The 13,878-nt window shown below is 65.0% G+C and carries 18 protein-coding genes; 2 read left to right on the top strand and 16 right to left on the bottom strand.

Annotated features, from left to right (window positions below; all coding sequences use genetic code 11):
- Positions 1-37 precede the first annotated feature (37 nt).
- The 8 genes from tsaD to glmS are packed head-to-tail and all read right to left on the bottom strand — an operon-like array spanning position 38 to position 6,894.
- A complete protein-coding gene (tsaD, locus tag CAPI_RS01735; RefSeq protein ID WP_018017552.1) occupies positions 38-1,084 on the bottom strand; it encodes a tRNA (adenosine(37)-N6)-threonylcarbamoyltransferase complex transferase subunit TsaD in 1,047 nt (348 codons plus the stop codon).
- Positions 1,081-1,560 carry a ribosomal protein S18-alanine N-acetyltransferase gene (rimI, locus tag CAPI_RS01730; protein WP_018017551.1) on the bottom strand — a complete coding sequence of 160 codons (480 nt, stop codon included), beginning with the start codon at positions 1,558-1,560 and terminating at the stop codon, positions 1,081-1,083. The genes tsaD and rimI overlap by 4 nt, the downstream gene beginning before the upstream one ends.
- Positions 1,557-2,225, bottom strand: a complete 669-nt coding sequence (gene tsaB / locus CAPI_RS01725; protein ID WP_018017550.1) for a tRNA (adenosine(37)-N6)-threonylcarbamoyltransferase complex dimerization subunit type 1 TsaB — start codon at positions 2,223-2,225, stop codon at positions 1,557-1,559. The genes rimI and tsaB overlap by 4 nt, the downstream gene beginning before the upstream one ends.
- Positions 2,222-2,725, bottom strand: coding sequence for a hypothetical protein (locus CAPI_RS01720; protein WP_018017549.1), 504 nt, complete (start codon positions 2,723-2,725; stop codon positions 2,222-2,224). The genes tsaB and CAPI_RS01720 overlap by 4 nt, the downstream gene beginning before the upstream one ends.
- A 6-nt stretch (positions 2,726-2,731) precedes the next feature.
- On the bottom strand, positions 2,732-3,220 hold the full coding sequence (gene tsaE, locus CAPI_RS01715; RefSeq protein WP_018017548.1) for a tRNA (adenosine(37)-N6)-threonylcarbamoyltransferase complex ATPase subunit type 1 TsaE: 489 nt from the start codon (positions 3,218-3,220) through the stop codon (positions 2,732-2,734).
- Positions 3,217-4,314 carry an alanine racemase gene (gene alr, locus CAPI_RS01710; RefSeq protein WP_018017547.1) on the bottom strand — a complete coding sequence of 366 codons (1,098 nt, stop codon included), beginning with the start codon at positions 4,312-4,314 and terminating at the stop codon, positions 3,217-3,219. The genes tsaE and alr overlap by 4 nt, the downstream gene beginning before the upstream one ends.
- 48 nt (positions 4,315-4,362) lie before the next feature.
- The gene (locus tag CAPI_RS01705) at positions 4,363-5,022 is read right to left on the bottom strand and encodes a hypothetical protein (protein ID WP_018017546.1); all 660 of its coding nucleotides are present in this window, start codon (positions 5,020-5,022) and stop codon (positions 4,363-4,365) included.
- Between the two features lie 9 nt (positions 5,023-5,031).
- Positions 5,032-6,894 (bottom strand): glutamine--fructose-6-phosphate transaminase (isomerizing), encoded by a 1,863-nt coding sequence (glmS, locus tag CAPI_RS01700; protein WP_026157130.1) that lies wholly within the window; start codon positions 6,892-6,894, stop codon positions 5,032-5,034.
- A 119-nt stretch (positions 6,895-7,013) separates the two neighbouring features.
- Between glmS and CAPI_RS01695 the strand changes: the two genes are divergently transcribed.
- Positions 7,014-7,865 (top strand): dienelactone hydrolase family protein, encoded by an 852-nt coding sequence (locus CAPI_RS01695; RefSeq protein WP_018017544.1) that lies wholly within the window; start codon positions 7,014-7,016, stop codon positions 7,863-7,865.
- On the opposite strand, the gene CAPI_RS01690 is transcribed toward CAPI_RS01695, so the two are convergent.
- The 4 genes from CAPI_RS01690 to glmM all read right to left on the bottom strand — a co-directional run bounded on the left by CAPI_RS01690 (position 7,866) and on the right by glmM (position 11,208).
- The gene (locus CAPI_RS01690) at positions 7,866-8,099 is read right to left on the bottom strand and encodes a hypothetical protein (protein WP_018017543.1); all 234 of its coding nucleotides are present in this window, start codon (positions 8,097-8,099) and stop codon (positions 7,866-7,868) included. It lies immediately after the preceding gene.
- On the bottom strand, positions 8,099-9,457 hold the full coding sequence (locus tag CAPI_RS01685) for a hypothetical protein (RefSeq protein ID WP_156806841.1): 1,359 nt from the start codon (positions 9,455-9,457) through the stop codon (positions 8,099-8,101). The genes CAPI_RS01690 and CAPI_RS01685 overlap by 1 nt, the downstream gene beginning before the upstream one ends.
- Positions 9,454-9,762 carry a hypothetical protein gene (locus tag CAPI_RS01680; protein ID WP_156806839.1) on the bottom strand — a complete coding sequence of 103 codons (309 nt, stop codon included), beginning with the start codon at positions 9,760-9,762 and terminating at the stop codon, positions 9,454-9,456. Before CAPI_RS01680 ends, CAPI_RS01685 begins: the two co-directional genes overlap by 4 nt.
- 102 nt (positions 9,763-9,864) lie before the next feature.
- Positions 9,865-11,208, bottom strand: a complete 1,344-nt coding sequence (glmM, locus tag CAPI_RS01675) for a phosphoglucosamine mutase (protein WP_026157129.1) — start codon at positions 11,206-11,208, stop codon at positions 9,865-9,867.
- Between the two features lie 126 nt (positions 11,209-11,334).
- Here glmM and CAPI_RS01670 point away from each other — a divergent pair, with 126 nt between their 5' ends.
- A complete protein-coding gene (locus CAPI_RS01670) occupies positions 11,335-11,985 on the top strand; it encodes an LppP/LprE family lipoprotein (protein WP_018017539.1) in 651 nt (216 codons plus the stop codon).
- A 54-nt stretch (positions 11,986-12,039) separates the two neighbouring features.
- Here the strand turns inward: CAPI_RS01670 and rpsI are convergent, their stop codons facing one another.
- The 4 genes from rpsI to CAPI_RS01650 form a co-directional block, all read right to left on the bottom strand.
- Positions 12,040-12,594, bottom strand: a complete 555-nt coding sequence (rpsI, locus tag CAPI_RS01665; RefSeq protein WP_018017538.1) for a 30S ribosomal protein S9 — start codon at positions 12,592-12,594, stop codon at positions 12,040-12,042.
- Entirely contained in the window at positions 12,594-13,037 is a 444-nt protein-coding gene (rplM, locus tag CAPI_RS01660; protein WP_018017537.1) for a 50S ribosomal protein L13, read from the bottom strand. The genes rpsI and rplM overlap by 1 nt, the downstream gene beginning before the upstream one ends.
- A 205-nt stretch (positions 13,038-13,242) precedes the next feature.
- Positions 13,243-13,527, bottom strand: coding sequence for a WXG100 family type VII secretion target (locus tag CAPI_RS01655; RefSeq protein WP_018017536.1), 285 nt, complete (start codon positions 13,525-13,527; stop codon positions 13,243-13,245).
- A 35-nt stretch (positions 13,528-13,562) separates the two neighbouring features.
- Positions 13,563-13,874: a WXG100 family type VII secretion target gene (locus CAPI_RS01650; protein WP_018017535.1), complete on the bottom strand. Its 312-nt coding sequence runs from the start codon at positions 13,872-13,874 to the stop codon at positions 13,563-13,565.
- Positions 13,875-13,878: the final 4 nt, after the last annotated feature.

Raw genomic sequence — 13,878 nt, 5'->3', positions numbered from 1 at the left:
CACGGACTACGCCCGCTCGTCAGCGCGAACGCGCGGCTCACACCAGGGGCACTGCCACGTCCAACGACGAGTCCGTGGCGACGGAAAAGTCGCTCGGCCGCCCTCCCTCATGAATCAGCTGCGCAGCGAGCGCCGCGATCATCACCCCGTTGTCGGTACAGAGGCCGAACCGCGGGACCCGCAGCTCGATCCCACGCGCCGCACACCGCTGGCCGGCCACGTCCCGCAGCCTCGTGTTGGCCGCCACTCCCCCGCCAATAAGGAGAGTCCGCGCCCCCGTGTCCTCGCAGGCCATCACTGCCTTCGCAGTGAGGACGTCGCAGACGGCCTCCTGGAATGACGCGCATACGTCTTCCACCGAAATGACGCGCCCCTCTCGCTCCGCGGCTTCGACGTACCGTGCCACCGCGGTCTTGAGGCCGGAGAACGAAAAGTCGTAGCGGTGGGGGCCCCTCAGGTCCTCGGCTCGGCTCAAGGCGCGCGGGAAATGAATCGCGTTCTTGTCCCCCTCCGCCGCGAGCCGGTCGATGACGGGCCCGCCTGGGTAACCCAGGCGAAGCAACCGCGCTACCTTGTCGTAGGCTTCGCCGGCGGCGTCGTCAAGCGTCGAGCCAAGCTCCCGCATTGGCTTGCCGACGGCAGCGACCTCCAACAGCTGGGTGTGCCCGCCCGAGACAAGCAGCGCTACCGAATGCGGCAGCGTTCCCGCGCCATCCAAGTTGGCGACGGCCACGTGACCACCCAGGTGGTTAACCCCGTAAAAGTCGACCCCCCAGGCTGCCGCATAGGCCTTCGCGGCTGATGCCCCGACCAGCAGCGCACCGGCGAGCCCAGGTCCCACGGTCGCGGCCACGGCGTCCGGCTTTTCGACGCCCGCCTGGCGCAGGGCTTCCGCCATGACCTGGGGCATCGCCTCCAGGTGGGCGCGCGAGGCAATCTCCGGCACGACCCCACCGAACCTCGCGTGGAGCTGCATTGACGACGCCACCGCGTCTCCGAGGACCTCCATGGACCCATCGGGGTGGAGCCCCACCACGCCGACCCCTGTTTCATCGCAGGAGGACTCGATCCCCACAACAATCACGACGTCGCCCTTTCGCTCGCCCTGTGTCTCATCATCGAAAACGCGTCGGCCCCCGATGGCTGGTAGTAGTTCTTCCGCGTGGCCAGGGTGAAAAAACCGTAACTCTCGTACATCCGCCGCGCGGGGATGTTGTCCGTGCGGACCTCGAGGAACATGGGAGCATCGTACTGATCCGCCGCGTGAACCAGCTGGTCCATGAGGATCCTTCCCACTCCTTTCCCCTGGTGGCTCGGGTCCACCCCGATTGTGTGCACCTCGAACTCGGGGTCGTCGCGGGGGCCGAGCTTCGCCACCCCGGCGTAACCGATGAGCTCATCGTCATCTTCGCCCGTGAATGCGCCAACGTAGAAGGTGTACGGCTGGGCGAGCTCAGCGGCAAAGACTGTGCGTGGCCACGGGCTGTCGCCGGCGAAGAGCACCGCTTCGATCTCGGCGACGCGCGTCGCGTCTGCGATCCTCAGCTCGCGCAGCTTCATTGCTCCGCCCTCTGAACGGGCAGCGCCGGCGACGGGGGGCCGAGCTTCGGCTCCACCGCATCCGGCCGCCGCAGGTAGAGAGGGACAAGCGGGCCGGGCTCGGAGGAGAAATCCGCAACCGCCACGAGGCCCGCGGCGCGGGGCGCGACGTAGGTGATGCGCTGCGCCTCTGCCGGGACATCGTCTACGAGGTGTTCCGGGACGCTCACGAGATCAACGGGCCCCTGGGCCGCGAGCAGCGCCGGAGCGCATACGTCGGGGCCGGCGACGCGACGACCCGACTCGTAACGCGCCCAGTACACCTCACGGCGGCGGGCGTCGGTGATGACGAGGGTGCGGCGCGCGTCGACAAGCGATGCCACGGCGTCATGGGTTGCAACGCCGTGCACGGGGAGTCCTAGGGCCTGGCCGAAAGCGGAGGCGGTGGCCATGCCCACGCGCAGTCCCGTGAAAGGGCCGGGCCCGCAACCGACGACGATGGCGTCGAGGTCGGGGAACGCCACGTTCGCCTCCCCGAGGATCCGAGAGACCGCGGGCACGAGCAGCTCGTTGTGCGACCTGGTGGGGGTCACTGACTCCGCGAGCGTTACCGCTCCTTCTTCCCCCACATCCACGACACCCGCCACGAGGTCCGTTGTCGCGGTGTCGAGGGCTAGCGCAATCACTGCGAGTTCGCTCCGAGCGTCCAGGTCCCGTTGTCCTGGTAGAAGGGCAGCGGGGCGTTGATCGCGTAGGCCTGATCCATCGTCATCGTGCAAACATTCACCGCGCGAAGGTCAACCTTGTCCAGCGAGACCTGCTCGCCCTCGGACGGGAGGAGAACGACGTAGCCGTACTTGCCCGAGAGGTTGACATCCGCCTCGTTGATACCAAGCTGATCGATCTTGTCCTGGATGAGCGAGGCGGGCTCGTCTGGGCACAGCGTGATGTACCCGGCGTAGTTGTCGTCGTACACCCGCGACGGGTCAACCATCTGGCTCACCACCGCGTCTCCCTCAGCCGGCTCCATGGCCGCGAGGCTCTGCTGCAGGGAGTTGGTGTAGGACGGGGCCGCCGTCGCCGCGGGCTTTGACGCGGCGACCAGCGCCATCGACACGAGGAGGAGCAGCCAGGCGCCGAGTGCGAGGACAACCCAGTTACGCTGCGTTGTGGTGAGCTTCAACATAGTTTTCTACCCTACATCGCCCTCCGGACACGGACTGACCACCTCCCAAGACACGACCCGCGCCTCCGTCTCGCGGTCAAGGGTGAGCAAAAGATAGGTGTCCGCGAGCTGCTCGACGAACCCCTCGCCCCATTCGGCGACGACGGCTGCGTCCGCCAGGTCGGTATCGAGGTCCAGTGCATCCAATTCTCCCATGGGGTCGCCCGACGACCCCTCCCCGATCAGCCGGTACGCGTCAACGTGGATCAGGGCGGGACCGGACCCACGGGACGTGTGTACGCGTGCAATTACGAAGGTCGGGCTGGTCACGCGCCCGGTTACCCCCATGCCCTCGGCGATGCCCTGGGTGATAGTGGTTTTGCCCGCACCTAGCGGCCCGCGCAGGATGACGAGGTCCCCCGCCTCGAGCGCCTGCCCAAGCTCGGCGCCAAGGCGCTTCGTGTCCTGGGCCGTTTCGCAGACCCGCGTTCCACGTGCAGCAAACGTTTCTTTCACTGGCGGTCCTCTCCCTGGTACGTCCGTTCCGTCCGCCCGCCGGGGGAGCAGACGACCTCGTAGCTAATGGTGCCGGCCCGGCGCGCAAGCTCCGTGGCGCCGAGTCCCCCCGCCCCGAACAGTACGGCCTGGTCCCCCGCCACAACCCCAGCCGGGTTGTCCGCGAGCCAGACGACAATCTGATCCATGCACACCCGCCCCACCTGTGGGTAAAGGTCGCCTCCGATCCCCACTTCGAGGCAACCCTGCCACGCTCGGTGAACACCGTCGGCGTACCCGGCTGAGACGACCGCCGTGTACCCGTCAGACGGGGCGCGCCACGTCAGCCCGTAACTCACACCCTCCCCGGCCGCCACACGCTTGACCGACAGCACGGTGGCCACCCAGCGCATCGCTGGCCGCAGTCCGTCGCGAACGTCCGCGCCGAGGGGGTCGAGCCCGTAGAGAGCGAGGCCCGCTCGCACCTGGTCAAACACCAGATCCGGCCGGGACATCGTGGCCGGGGAATTGGCTAGGTGGTTGCACGAGACGTCGAGCCCGTGGCTGCGCGCGAGGGCAATCGCGCGGCGGAACGTTTCAGCCTGCACGTCGTTGCTGGGGTTGCTGGGCTCATCGGCGCAGGCCAGGTGGCTCATCACGCCCGTGACCCTGAGGCCCGCGCGCGCCGCGAGAGAAAACGCCTCACTCCACTCCTCCTCGTCGATTCCACCGCGGTTCATTCCCGTATCCAGCTTGAGGCACACCTGCGGGTTGAAGGCGGGGCAGGTGCGGGTGGCGTCGATAAGCGATGCCATGTGACCGAGGCTGGGAACAGCCACGTCAATGCCTTCGGGGATGTCCTGGCCTGGGGCCCACAGCCACGCCAGCACCGGCTTGTCGGTGACGGCCCGCACTGCACGGGCCTCGGCAAACGTGGCAACCCCGAAAGCATCGGCACCGTGCCGGTCGAGGACCGGGACGACCTCGCGTGCCCCGTGGTTATACGCGTCGGCCTTTACCACGCACATGACGCGCGCGCCGCCCGCGGCCGCCTTGACCGTGCGCATGTTGTGTGCGATTGCGGATAGGTCAATGCAGGTAGCGAGCAAACTCATGGCACACATTGTGCACCCAGGGCGCAGCGGTTGGCGAAAGGCCCGTCGCTACACGACGTGAACCGCCCCCAACATAATTAGCAGCACCGAGACGGCCCACGTGGCCGCCAACGTCACTGGCCGCGGGTTGGATCGAGCGCGGGCGAAAAGCACCCCCGCCGTAGTGCCGGGGCGGGCGCGGACCCACCCGACGAGCAGGGCAGACAGGATGGGCAGGCTCAGCGCAATCGTCGCGTAGAGGAGGAGGGCGAGGTAGCGGATCCCGGGCGTGATGCCCGCCGCGGACAGGGCCGCCAGGCCGCCGTAGAAAGGCACGGAAGTAGCGGATTGGACCACGCCGAGCACCACGCCCGTTGCTAGTGTCGCCGGCGCGGGCGTGCGCAGGGGGGCCATGATGCGCTGCACCAGTGCGGAATTATCACCCCCGCGCAGAGCCAAAAACCCAGTGGCCAGACCCGTCGCGATCAGGATCCACCCGAACGCGGGGCCTTCCACGAAACGGTGGACGACGGGGCCGAGGCCATCGAAAATGGCGAGCATCACCAGCGCTAAGCCCGCCACACCCAGCCAATCACCGGCGATCAACAGGCCGGTGACCTTGGGGTATAAGCGCGCCCGCGCGGGTGCGACGATCCCCACCGCCACGATCACCCCGATCAGCAGGAGGTTGATCGAGTCGACAAAGGCGAGCGACAAAGCGCTAAACACGGGGGCTGATTACTCGACGGTGACGGACTTGGCCAGGTTGCGGGGCTTGTCGATATCCTCGTTGCCGTTTTCCCGCGCGATGTCTGCGGAGAGGAACTGCAGCGGCACCGTGGCCAACAGCGGCTGCATGATCGTCGGGGTCTGCGGGATCCGCACGAGCCAGTTGGAGTACGGCTCCACCGCGGTGTCGCCCTCCTCCGCGATGACGATCGTCTTCGCACCGCGGGCCCGAATCTCTTGGATGTTGGAAACGATCTTGGAGTGCAGCTGCGACACTCCGCGTGGCGACGGAACGATCACCACGACCGGCAACCCCTCTTCGATGAGCGCGATCGGCCCGTGCTTGAGCTCGCCGGCCGGGAAACCCTCCGCGTGGATGTAAGCGAGCTCCTTGAGCTTCAGCGCACCCTCAAGCGCGATCGGGTAGCCCACTCCGCGCCCGAGGAAGAGCATTGTCTTTACGGCGCCGAGTGTCTCGGAGATGTGGTCCACCTGGTCCTTGGCGCCGAGCACCTCAGCGATCTTGCCGGGGATGGACTCAAGCTCGTCCCAGATCTGGCGGATTTCGTCCGGGTATTTCGTACCCTTCGCCTGCGCCAATGCGAGGCCGACGATGTAGTTCGCGGCCACCTGGGCCAAAAACGCCTTGGTAGAGGCGACACCAATCTCGGGCCCAGCGTGGGTGTAGAGCACGGCGTCGGACTCGCGCGGGATTTGCGAGCCGTTGGTGTTGCACACCGCCAGCACCTTCGCACCCTGCGTCTTCGCGTGGCGGACCGCCTCGAGGGTGTCGGCGGTCTCCCCCGACTGGGAGATGGCGAGGACGAGCGTGCGTTCGTCGAGAATCGGGTCGCGGTAGCGGAACTCGGACGCAACCTCGATCTGCACCGGGATTCGCACCCAGTGCTCGATGGCGTACTTCGCCGCCAACCCCGAGTGGTACGCGGAACCACACGCGATGACAAAGACCTGGTCAAAAGACTTAAGGTCGTCGTTGGTCAGGTTCGACTCGTCGAGCGTGACTCGGTTGCCGTCCCAGTGGCCCGCGAGGGTGTCGCGCACGGCTGCGGGCTGCTCGAAGATCTCCTTCATCATGAAGGAGTCAAACCCGCCTTTTTCCGCGGCCGCCAGATCCCAGTCAATCGTGAAGGGTTTGCCTTCCGCCGGCGTGCCGTTGAAGTTGAGGATTTCGAAATCGTCCTTCGTGATCACCACGACCGAATCCTGCATCAGCTCGACGGCCTCTTTTGTGTGCTCGATGAACGCGGCGACATCCGAACCGAGGAACATCTCCCCCTCGCCCACCCCTACCATGAGCGGGGTCGAGCGCCGGGCAGCGATGATCTGATCTGGGTGGTCCTCGTGCAGGAACAGAAGGGTGAACGCGCCCTCGAGCCGGTTGAGCACGTGCAGCGCAGATGCCCGCAAGTCACCCGCCGTCTCGCCTTCGTTGTACGCCAAAGCGAGGAGGTGCGCAGCCACCTCGGAGTCCGTCTCAGACCGCAACTCGATCCCCCGCTGCGTGAGCTCGTCGCGCAATGGCGCGAAGTTCTCGATAATGCCGTTGTGGACAATCGCCACCTTCCCGTCATAGGAGACGTGGGGGTGCGCGTTCTCATCCGTCGGGCGGCCGTGGGTGGCCCACCGCGTGTGTCCGATGGCGGTGGTGCCGTTCAGCGACTCACTTCCCACCTCAGCGATTTTGTCCTCGAGGTTGGCCAGCTTCCCCGCCCGCTTGACCACCGCCAGGCCCGGTCCCCCCGCCACCGCAATGCCAGCGGAATCATAGCCACGGTATTCCATGCGACGTAATGCGTCGAAAGCAATGCCCAGCGATTCCCGCTCGCCTACATATCCCACGATTCCACACATGGGGGACAGGGTAATCGAAACGTCCGACGAAGCGGGAAACGGTTGTCACGAAGGTCTCGCCCGCTTATCGACGCCCAAGACCCGCTGCTACCGGAGCCACTTGCAGTAATCTTGTCCTCGTGTCTGCGAAACTAAAGAAACTGCCCGACCTGTCCAAGCGGGGCCCGTACCGCGTCCTTGAGGGCGACCTCGGATACACCGGTCTGCCCGGCACGGTCTACGCCCCCGCCGAGGGTCGCGACCTGCCCGGTGTCGCCTTCGGCCACGATTGGATGAAGCCAGTCACGGCCTACACGACAACCCTGCGCCACCTGGCCAGCTGGGGGATCGTCGTTGCCGCGCCCAGCACGGAGACGGGGTTCAACGCAGACCACGCCGGTTTTGCCGCCGACTTGGAAACAAGCCTGCAAATCCTCGCCGGCGTGAAGATGGGCAACGGCAACATCACGGTGTCCCCCGGCAAGCTCGGCGTTGCGGGCCACGGAATGGGCGCAGGCGCGGCAGTGTTAGCGTCCGTGGGCAATACGAAAGCAAAAGCAGTCGCGGCGATTTACCCCGCACACACCGCGCCGTCTTCCCTCGACGCCGCGCGCAACGTCTACTTGCCCGGCATGGTCATCGGACCCGACGACGACAGCAACGCCATCTTTGACGCGGGCAACCCAGCGAAGCTGGCCTACAACTGGGCCGGGGACGTGGTCTACCGCGTACCCAAGAAGGGCAACCAGCGGTCGTTTTCCGAGGACGGTTTCGCGCAGCGGTTCATCGGCCTTTCCAACTCCAACCGGAAGGTCCAGAACTCCATTCGCGGTTTGCTCGTCGGATATTTCCTGCACAAACTTGCCGGTGAACGTAGCTACTCCGGGTACGGTGAAGCTGACGCTTCGGGCAAGGGCGTGGAGTCCTTCAGTGGCGAAAAACTCGTGAAACGAGCGGGGCTGGCGCGCGACGACAGCCCCCTGGCCCTTTAATCATTCCCGGCCAGGATCCTCCCGTCGCAGCACCCCCTGAACGCTGCGCCGCTGGGGCCGGTATGCCCCTTTCGGGACGGGAGTACTGTGCCTCAAGTTCAGCTCCCTCGCCATCGTCTGCTGGCGGCCGGCCTGCTCGATTTTGCGGTGGGCTTCGCTGATGGCGGCTTCAAAGTCCATCATGCGCTTAGCGGTGCGCAACTTGTACTGCTCCGCAAACTCCAGGAAGTCCATTACCACTCTCCTGTCTTCTTAATTTTCGCTACAGCCGCGGGGGGAATCTCCGGGGGCGGAGGGTTGTCTTGTTCTGGGAAGGCTTCCGCGGCCGGTTGAGTTTCCTGGTCCGCAGCTGCTAGGTCCATAGCGGCGAGTTTGCCGGCTGGGGCAGGAGGTTCAGGAACGTCCGCAAGTTCAGGCGGCGGGGCGTAAACGCCGTCGTCTGATGCCGGGGGCACCTCTGGGGGCGGAGGCGGTGCGGGGGCCGGGTTTTCGGGTTCCGCACAATCGCACTCGCATTCACACTCGCGTTCACATCCTTCCCCCGCAATGAGCTCATTGCTCTGCACAAGAACTTCAAGGCCGCCCAGGACCGCGCATAAAGATGCGCTTCCAAGCGTGCCGAGCATCGCCGTTGCCAGCGCGTTAACCGACTCTCCCGGGCATGTGGCGGGTACAACAGGGGGTGGGGCGGAGCTACCCAGGTTGACGGTGATGTTCACCGGAGACGAGGAGACCCCTCCGCTCGACGCGGGCGTTGTAGGTGGCGAGGCCGGCGTGCACGGCGTTGGTTCAGGTGTTGGTTCAGGTGTTGGTTCAGGTGTTGGTTCAGGCTCCGGCGACGTGGCACACGGGCGCGTAACGGGTGCCGGTTGGTCGCGTACGGGTTCAGGAACGCATGGCAGTTCCGGAGGTTTCGGGGGCTCGAAGTCGGGGACGGGCGGCGGAGTGGCTGTGCCTGCGTCTCGGCAGACGTCCACGCACGTTTCAAGGCACCTGGCAACAGTGTCGTTCCGGTCATGGACGGTGGCTAGGGCGTCCCCGAGCCCGGTAATCGCAAGCTGCAGCGCACACGACGCTATGCCCACAAGCGGGTGCGCTCTAGCGAACGTCAACGCCAGTGAAACCATGCCAAGCAAAGCTTCGACAGCGACCGACGAGGTCTGCTCGACGTCTTCTATTGCGGTGCAGCAGGTGTGGATCGCGTTCTGCGTCGCGCTGACGCTGCTGCAGTGCTCGGCCTCTCCGTCCTGACGAGTCGCCTCGTCATGCGAAACCCCGATGCTGTCGAACCACTCGCTGGCTTCGGAGAAGCCGCTCATCACGCCGCTTGCGACCCCGTCGGCCGCAACCCTCTCCGCAACCCCCTTGGCCAGCTTCTGGAACGCCTGCGAAAGACCGCCGCCGCTTCTTCCCAGAACGAGGTCACTGGCCCCAGCGCGAACCGGTGCCAGATCCATCCCCTCGGTTTGAGCGTGAGCGGAGAGGAGCTGAGCGACGAGGTCGTTAATGTGGGCCACGTGCACCGGGCTGACATCCGCGAGCGCCCCCGCCTCGGCATTGATACGTACAAGGTGTTCAGTAACCGGGCTCATTGGTTTCCCCGCTGGCCGAAAGCGGCCGCGTTGCTGCCGTCGGTCTCCTCGACGGCATGTGCGAGCTCCATGATTTCCACCCACGCGCCAACGCGGTGCTCCATGTGCGCGATCGTCGTCTGGTGCAGCTGCGCCATCGCCTCGCGGAGCGCCGTGACATGACCAACGAACCCGGGGCCTACCGCCGTGGCCGGAAAATCTGGTTGGCGCGCCACAAGCTCCTCGATGAGAGCGCGCCGCTGTTCCACCGCATCCCCCAGCTGCGCACGAAGCCCAGCAGGGTCCACATTTAGCGGTACATTCATGCTTCCCCCCTCCCCCGAGCAGCACCCGGGGCTCACAACACTTGCACCCCTTTTAGACTGCTGAATCGGCGCCGTGGTTCCCCCGCAGCGGGAAATTTGGTCCTACACGGCCGACACGACCGCGGCGAGCCGTCCCGCCACCTTCCGCGCAATTTCGGGGTCGGCCGCTTCTACCATCACGCGGAACACCTCTTCCGTGCCTGAGGGACGCAGCAATACGCGCCCGCTGTCGCCGAGCTCGGTTTCGGCTTCCTCCAAGGCGGTGCGCACTGTGGCGTCGTCAAGAATGAGCGCCTTGTTGGACACAGGCACGTTGATGAGAACTTGAGGAAGGACCGTCATCACCAACGCGAGATCCGCTAAGCTGCTGCCGGTCTGCGCCATCCGTGCCATGAGCATCAGTCCGGACAGGGTGCCATCCCCCGTCGTGGCATGGGACGGCACGACGATGTGGCCGGACTGTTCGCCTCCCAGTGAGTACCCGCCCCGTCCGAGCTCTTCGAGTACGTATCGGTCCCCCACCTGCGTTTCCCGGACTTCGATTCCCTCCCTGCGCATCGCCAATTTGAGGCCAAGGTTGCTCATCACCGTGGCGACCAGCGTGTTGTCGTACAGGCTGGAGGTCTCCTTCATTGCCGTGGCGAGGATGGCCATGATCTGGTCGCCGTCGACAACGTTGCCGCGGGAATCAACGGCGAGGCAGCGGTCGGCGTCGCCGTCGTGGGCGAGCCCCAGGTCAGCGCCGTACTCGACGACGGCGCGCTGAATCTGCTCCATGTGGGTGGAACCAGAGCCGTCATTGATATTGAAGGCGTTTGGCTTGTTGTAAATCGCGATCACCTCCGCCCCCGCCGCGGCGTAGGCCTTCGGGGCAACTTCCGACGCCGCGCCATTCGCGCAGTCCACGACCACTTTGATGCCACTCAGATCAGTCGTGACGGCTTCGCGCAGGTGGGCGAGGTAGCGCGCCTGCGCGTCGGTCGCCTCCTCGATGACGCGTCCAATTGCCGTCCCGGTCGGGCCCGTCTCGTCGAGGTCCTTCATCGCAGCCTCGATCTGGTCCTCGACCGCGTCGGGGAGCTTTCGTCCGCCCGCTGAGAAGAACTTGATCCCGTTGTCCGGCATGGGGTTGTGGGACGCGGAGATCATGACTCCGATGTCGGCATCGTAGTCGTCGGTAAGGAAGGCTAGGCCCGGGGTGGGGATCACGCCGACGCGCAGGACATCGACGCCTTTCGACGCCATCCCAGCCGCCATTGCCGCAGCGAGCATTTCACCCGACACCCGTGGGTCCCGCCCGATGATCGCGGTTGGACGACGTTTGCTGACATCAGCGTGCTCAGTGAGCACGGTGGCAGCGGCGGCACCGAGCTTCAGGGCGAGTGGCGCGGTGAGGCGGTCGTTGGCGAGCCCTCGGACACCGTCGGTTCCAAACAATCTAGTCATGCGGACAATTATGCGTTACGGCGCGTGCACGACAGCACGGCGGCTGGCGGGAGCTTTCGCAGGTGTCTTTAAGTCCGCAATGCGGACTTCCCTACGGCGCATCGCCGATAAGAGGAGAATCAAAGTATGGCCCGCTTCCGAGACGTCAATGTAACCGCTGTGCTCGTTGCGTGTGCGCTTGTTGCGTCGTGTAGCGACAACCAATCAGAGCAACAGGCGCAGCCGGCAAGCTCCGCCACTTCAGCCAGCCGCACGGAATCCTCCTCGCAATCTTCCGGCGCGGCCACGGGGGCGTCGATGAGCGATGAAGGGCCCTCGACAGAAGCGACGCCCCCGGCCACGTGCGACTCTGCGGCGACTAATCCTCTGTCGCGAGCGGGCTCGTTGCCAATCGTTTCTGGCGGGGGCCAAGAGTTCTTCTACAGCGTGACCGACGATCACTTCAATCCGTGCGCCGATCTGAGTTGGTCCGTCGTGGCGGGCGGTGTTGGAACTGGTAACTCGCTTCGCGAGGGGGTTGTGTTCTTCCACAGAGGAAGCCCGATCTCTGAGCCCGCGCCACTCATGGAGGAAAGGGTCACCGCGGTGACTCGGCGAGGCAACGACGCGGTCACGGTCTCCTACGAGATCCTCGAGGACCCGCGAGCTGCGGGACAAACTACGCCTGGCTTAGCGACGTTTACCTTGACCGCCCAGGGCAGCCTCGTAGTGTCGGAAAACACGCTCCCCCACAGCGCGAATGCCGCCGGGATTCAGCTCGACGTGAGCCAGCTCTGACGAAAGCATAAAAAAGCGCCACCCCAAATAGGAGTGGCGCTGCCCAAAGCGAGACTAACGCTTGGAGTACTGCGGGGCACGGCGGGCCTTGTGCAGACCAGCCTTCTTGCGCTCCACGGCACGGGCATCTCGGGTGAGCAGTCCGGCTTTCTTCAGGGTCGGGCGCTCCGCCGGGTTGTACAGGTTCAGGGCGCGGGCGATAGCGAGGCGCAGGGCGCCGGACTGGCCGGTCGGGCCGCCGCCGTGAATCGTCGCCTTGATGGAGAACTGGCCCTCGCGCTCCAGGAGGGTGAGCGGGGTCAGAATGTCTTGCTGGTGGAGCTTGTTGGGGAAGTAATCCTCAAACGAGCGACCATTGACGGTGATGGTGCCGTCCCCTTCGACCATGGTCACGCGGGCAATTGCGCGCTTACGACGGCCGACGGTCTGGATCGGACCCTCGTGCAAAGCCACGGCCTCGACGCCCTCGGCGTCAGCGGCATCAGGGTCGACCTCGGGGGCGATTGCGTCACCGATGGTGTAGTTGAACTCTTCGGTGGCTGCTGCAGCGAGATCGACGTCGATGTCCGCCGAGAAGTTCTCTTCGGTGTAGTTATTCGGCTCGGTCATTACTGTGCCACCTGCTTAAACTCAAAGGTCTCCGGCTTCTGAGACGCGTAGGGGTGCTCGGAGCCGACGAAGACGTGCAGCTTCTTGATGGACTGGCGGGAAAGGCGGTTGTGGGGCATCATGCCCTTCACTGCCTCCTCGATCACGCGGTCGGGGCGGGTGTCCAGCGCGCGGCCCAGAGTCATGGACTTCAGACCACCCGGGTAACCGGAGTGACGGTAGCGCATTTCGCGGTCGCGCTTGTTCGAGGAAATGTGGACCTTGTCGGCGTTGATGACGATGACGTGGTCACCGGCATCGACGTTCGGCGCGAACTGGGGCTTGTGCTTACCGCGCAGGATGTCCGCTGCGGTGGACGCAAGCTTGCCCAGCACCACGTCGGCGGCGTCGATGACGTACCACTTACGGGTAATGTCACCGCTCTTCGGGTGGTAGGTAGACATGCATGACTCCTTAAAGTCTGTCTAGATAGCTGCCGGCCTAGCATTGGCGCGCCCGCAAACACCCCGTCGGCGGCCGGTGGAGACCCGGCGGGACACGTGCCGAAGCACGCGGAACACACAGATGAGAAAGAATACGCCGTCAGAGGTGACAAACCAAAACGCGAAAAAGGGCAGGCCCATACACGGGCCTGCCCCCCCTGCTTTATTACCCCCAGCTAGCAGCCGCGGCGGCGTTGACAGCCTGCATGCGGTTGTTGCCCTCTTCCACGGTGGTAGCAATCGTCGTCAAGATCGTGTTGAGCTCCTCGGCCGCTTGATCCCACTTCTGCTGGTGGGCGTAGTATGCCTCCGCCGCGTCACCTTCCCATGTGGCGACCATAGGCTGGAGCAGGCTTTTCAGCTCCTCGAGCTGGTGTGCAATACGCGCTGCAGACGCGTCCATGTCCTGCGCAGCCCCGGAAAGCTGCCCGAACCCGTACTTAATTTCCATGCTTGTCAACCTCTCTCTGTTGCAGTTTCGGTGGTCTAGAGGGCTAGGCCTGCGGAAATGGAGCGGAAGTCATCGGTGTTGCTGGCGTCGACGTGCTCGTAGTTCTTCGCGTTGTCACGAATGTTGACGGCGATGGCGGACAGCGCTTCCCCGAGGCGGCGCTGAGCGTCGTCGTAACGCACCATGAGCTCGTCGAAGCTGCGCTGCGCCGCGCCGCTCCAGAACGAGCGGGTGGATTCAGCGACGGACTGGACTCGGTCGATTTCGGCATTGACGTTGCTGTTGGTGTCATCCACGTGGTCTGCGGCAGAGCGCATAACCTCTGCTTCGGTCTTGAACTGTTCCATTGCG

The organism is Corynebacterium capitovis DSM 44611 (assembly GCF_030440535.1).
In the GTDB taxonomy this organism is placed as follows: domain Bacteria; phylum Actinomycetota; class Actinomycetes; order Mycobacteriales; family Mycobacteriaceae; genus Corynebacterium; species Corynebacterium capitovis.
Note: the sequence above shows the minus strand (reverse complement) of the source record. Positions and strands in the feature narration are given on the sequence as shown.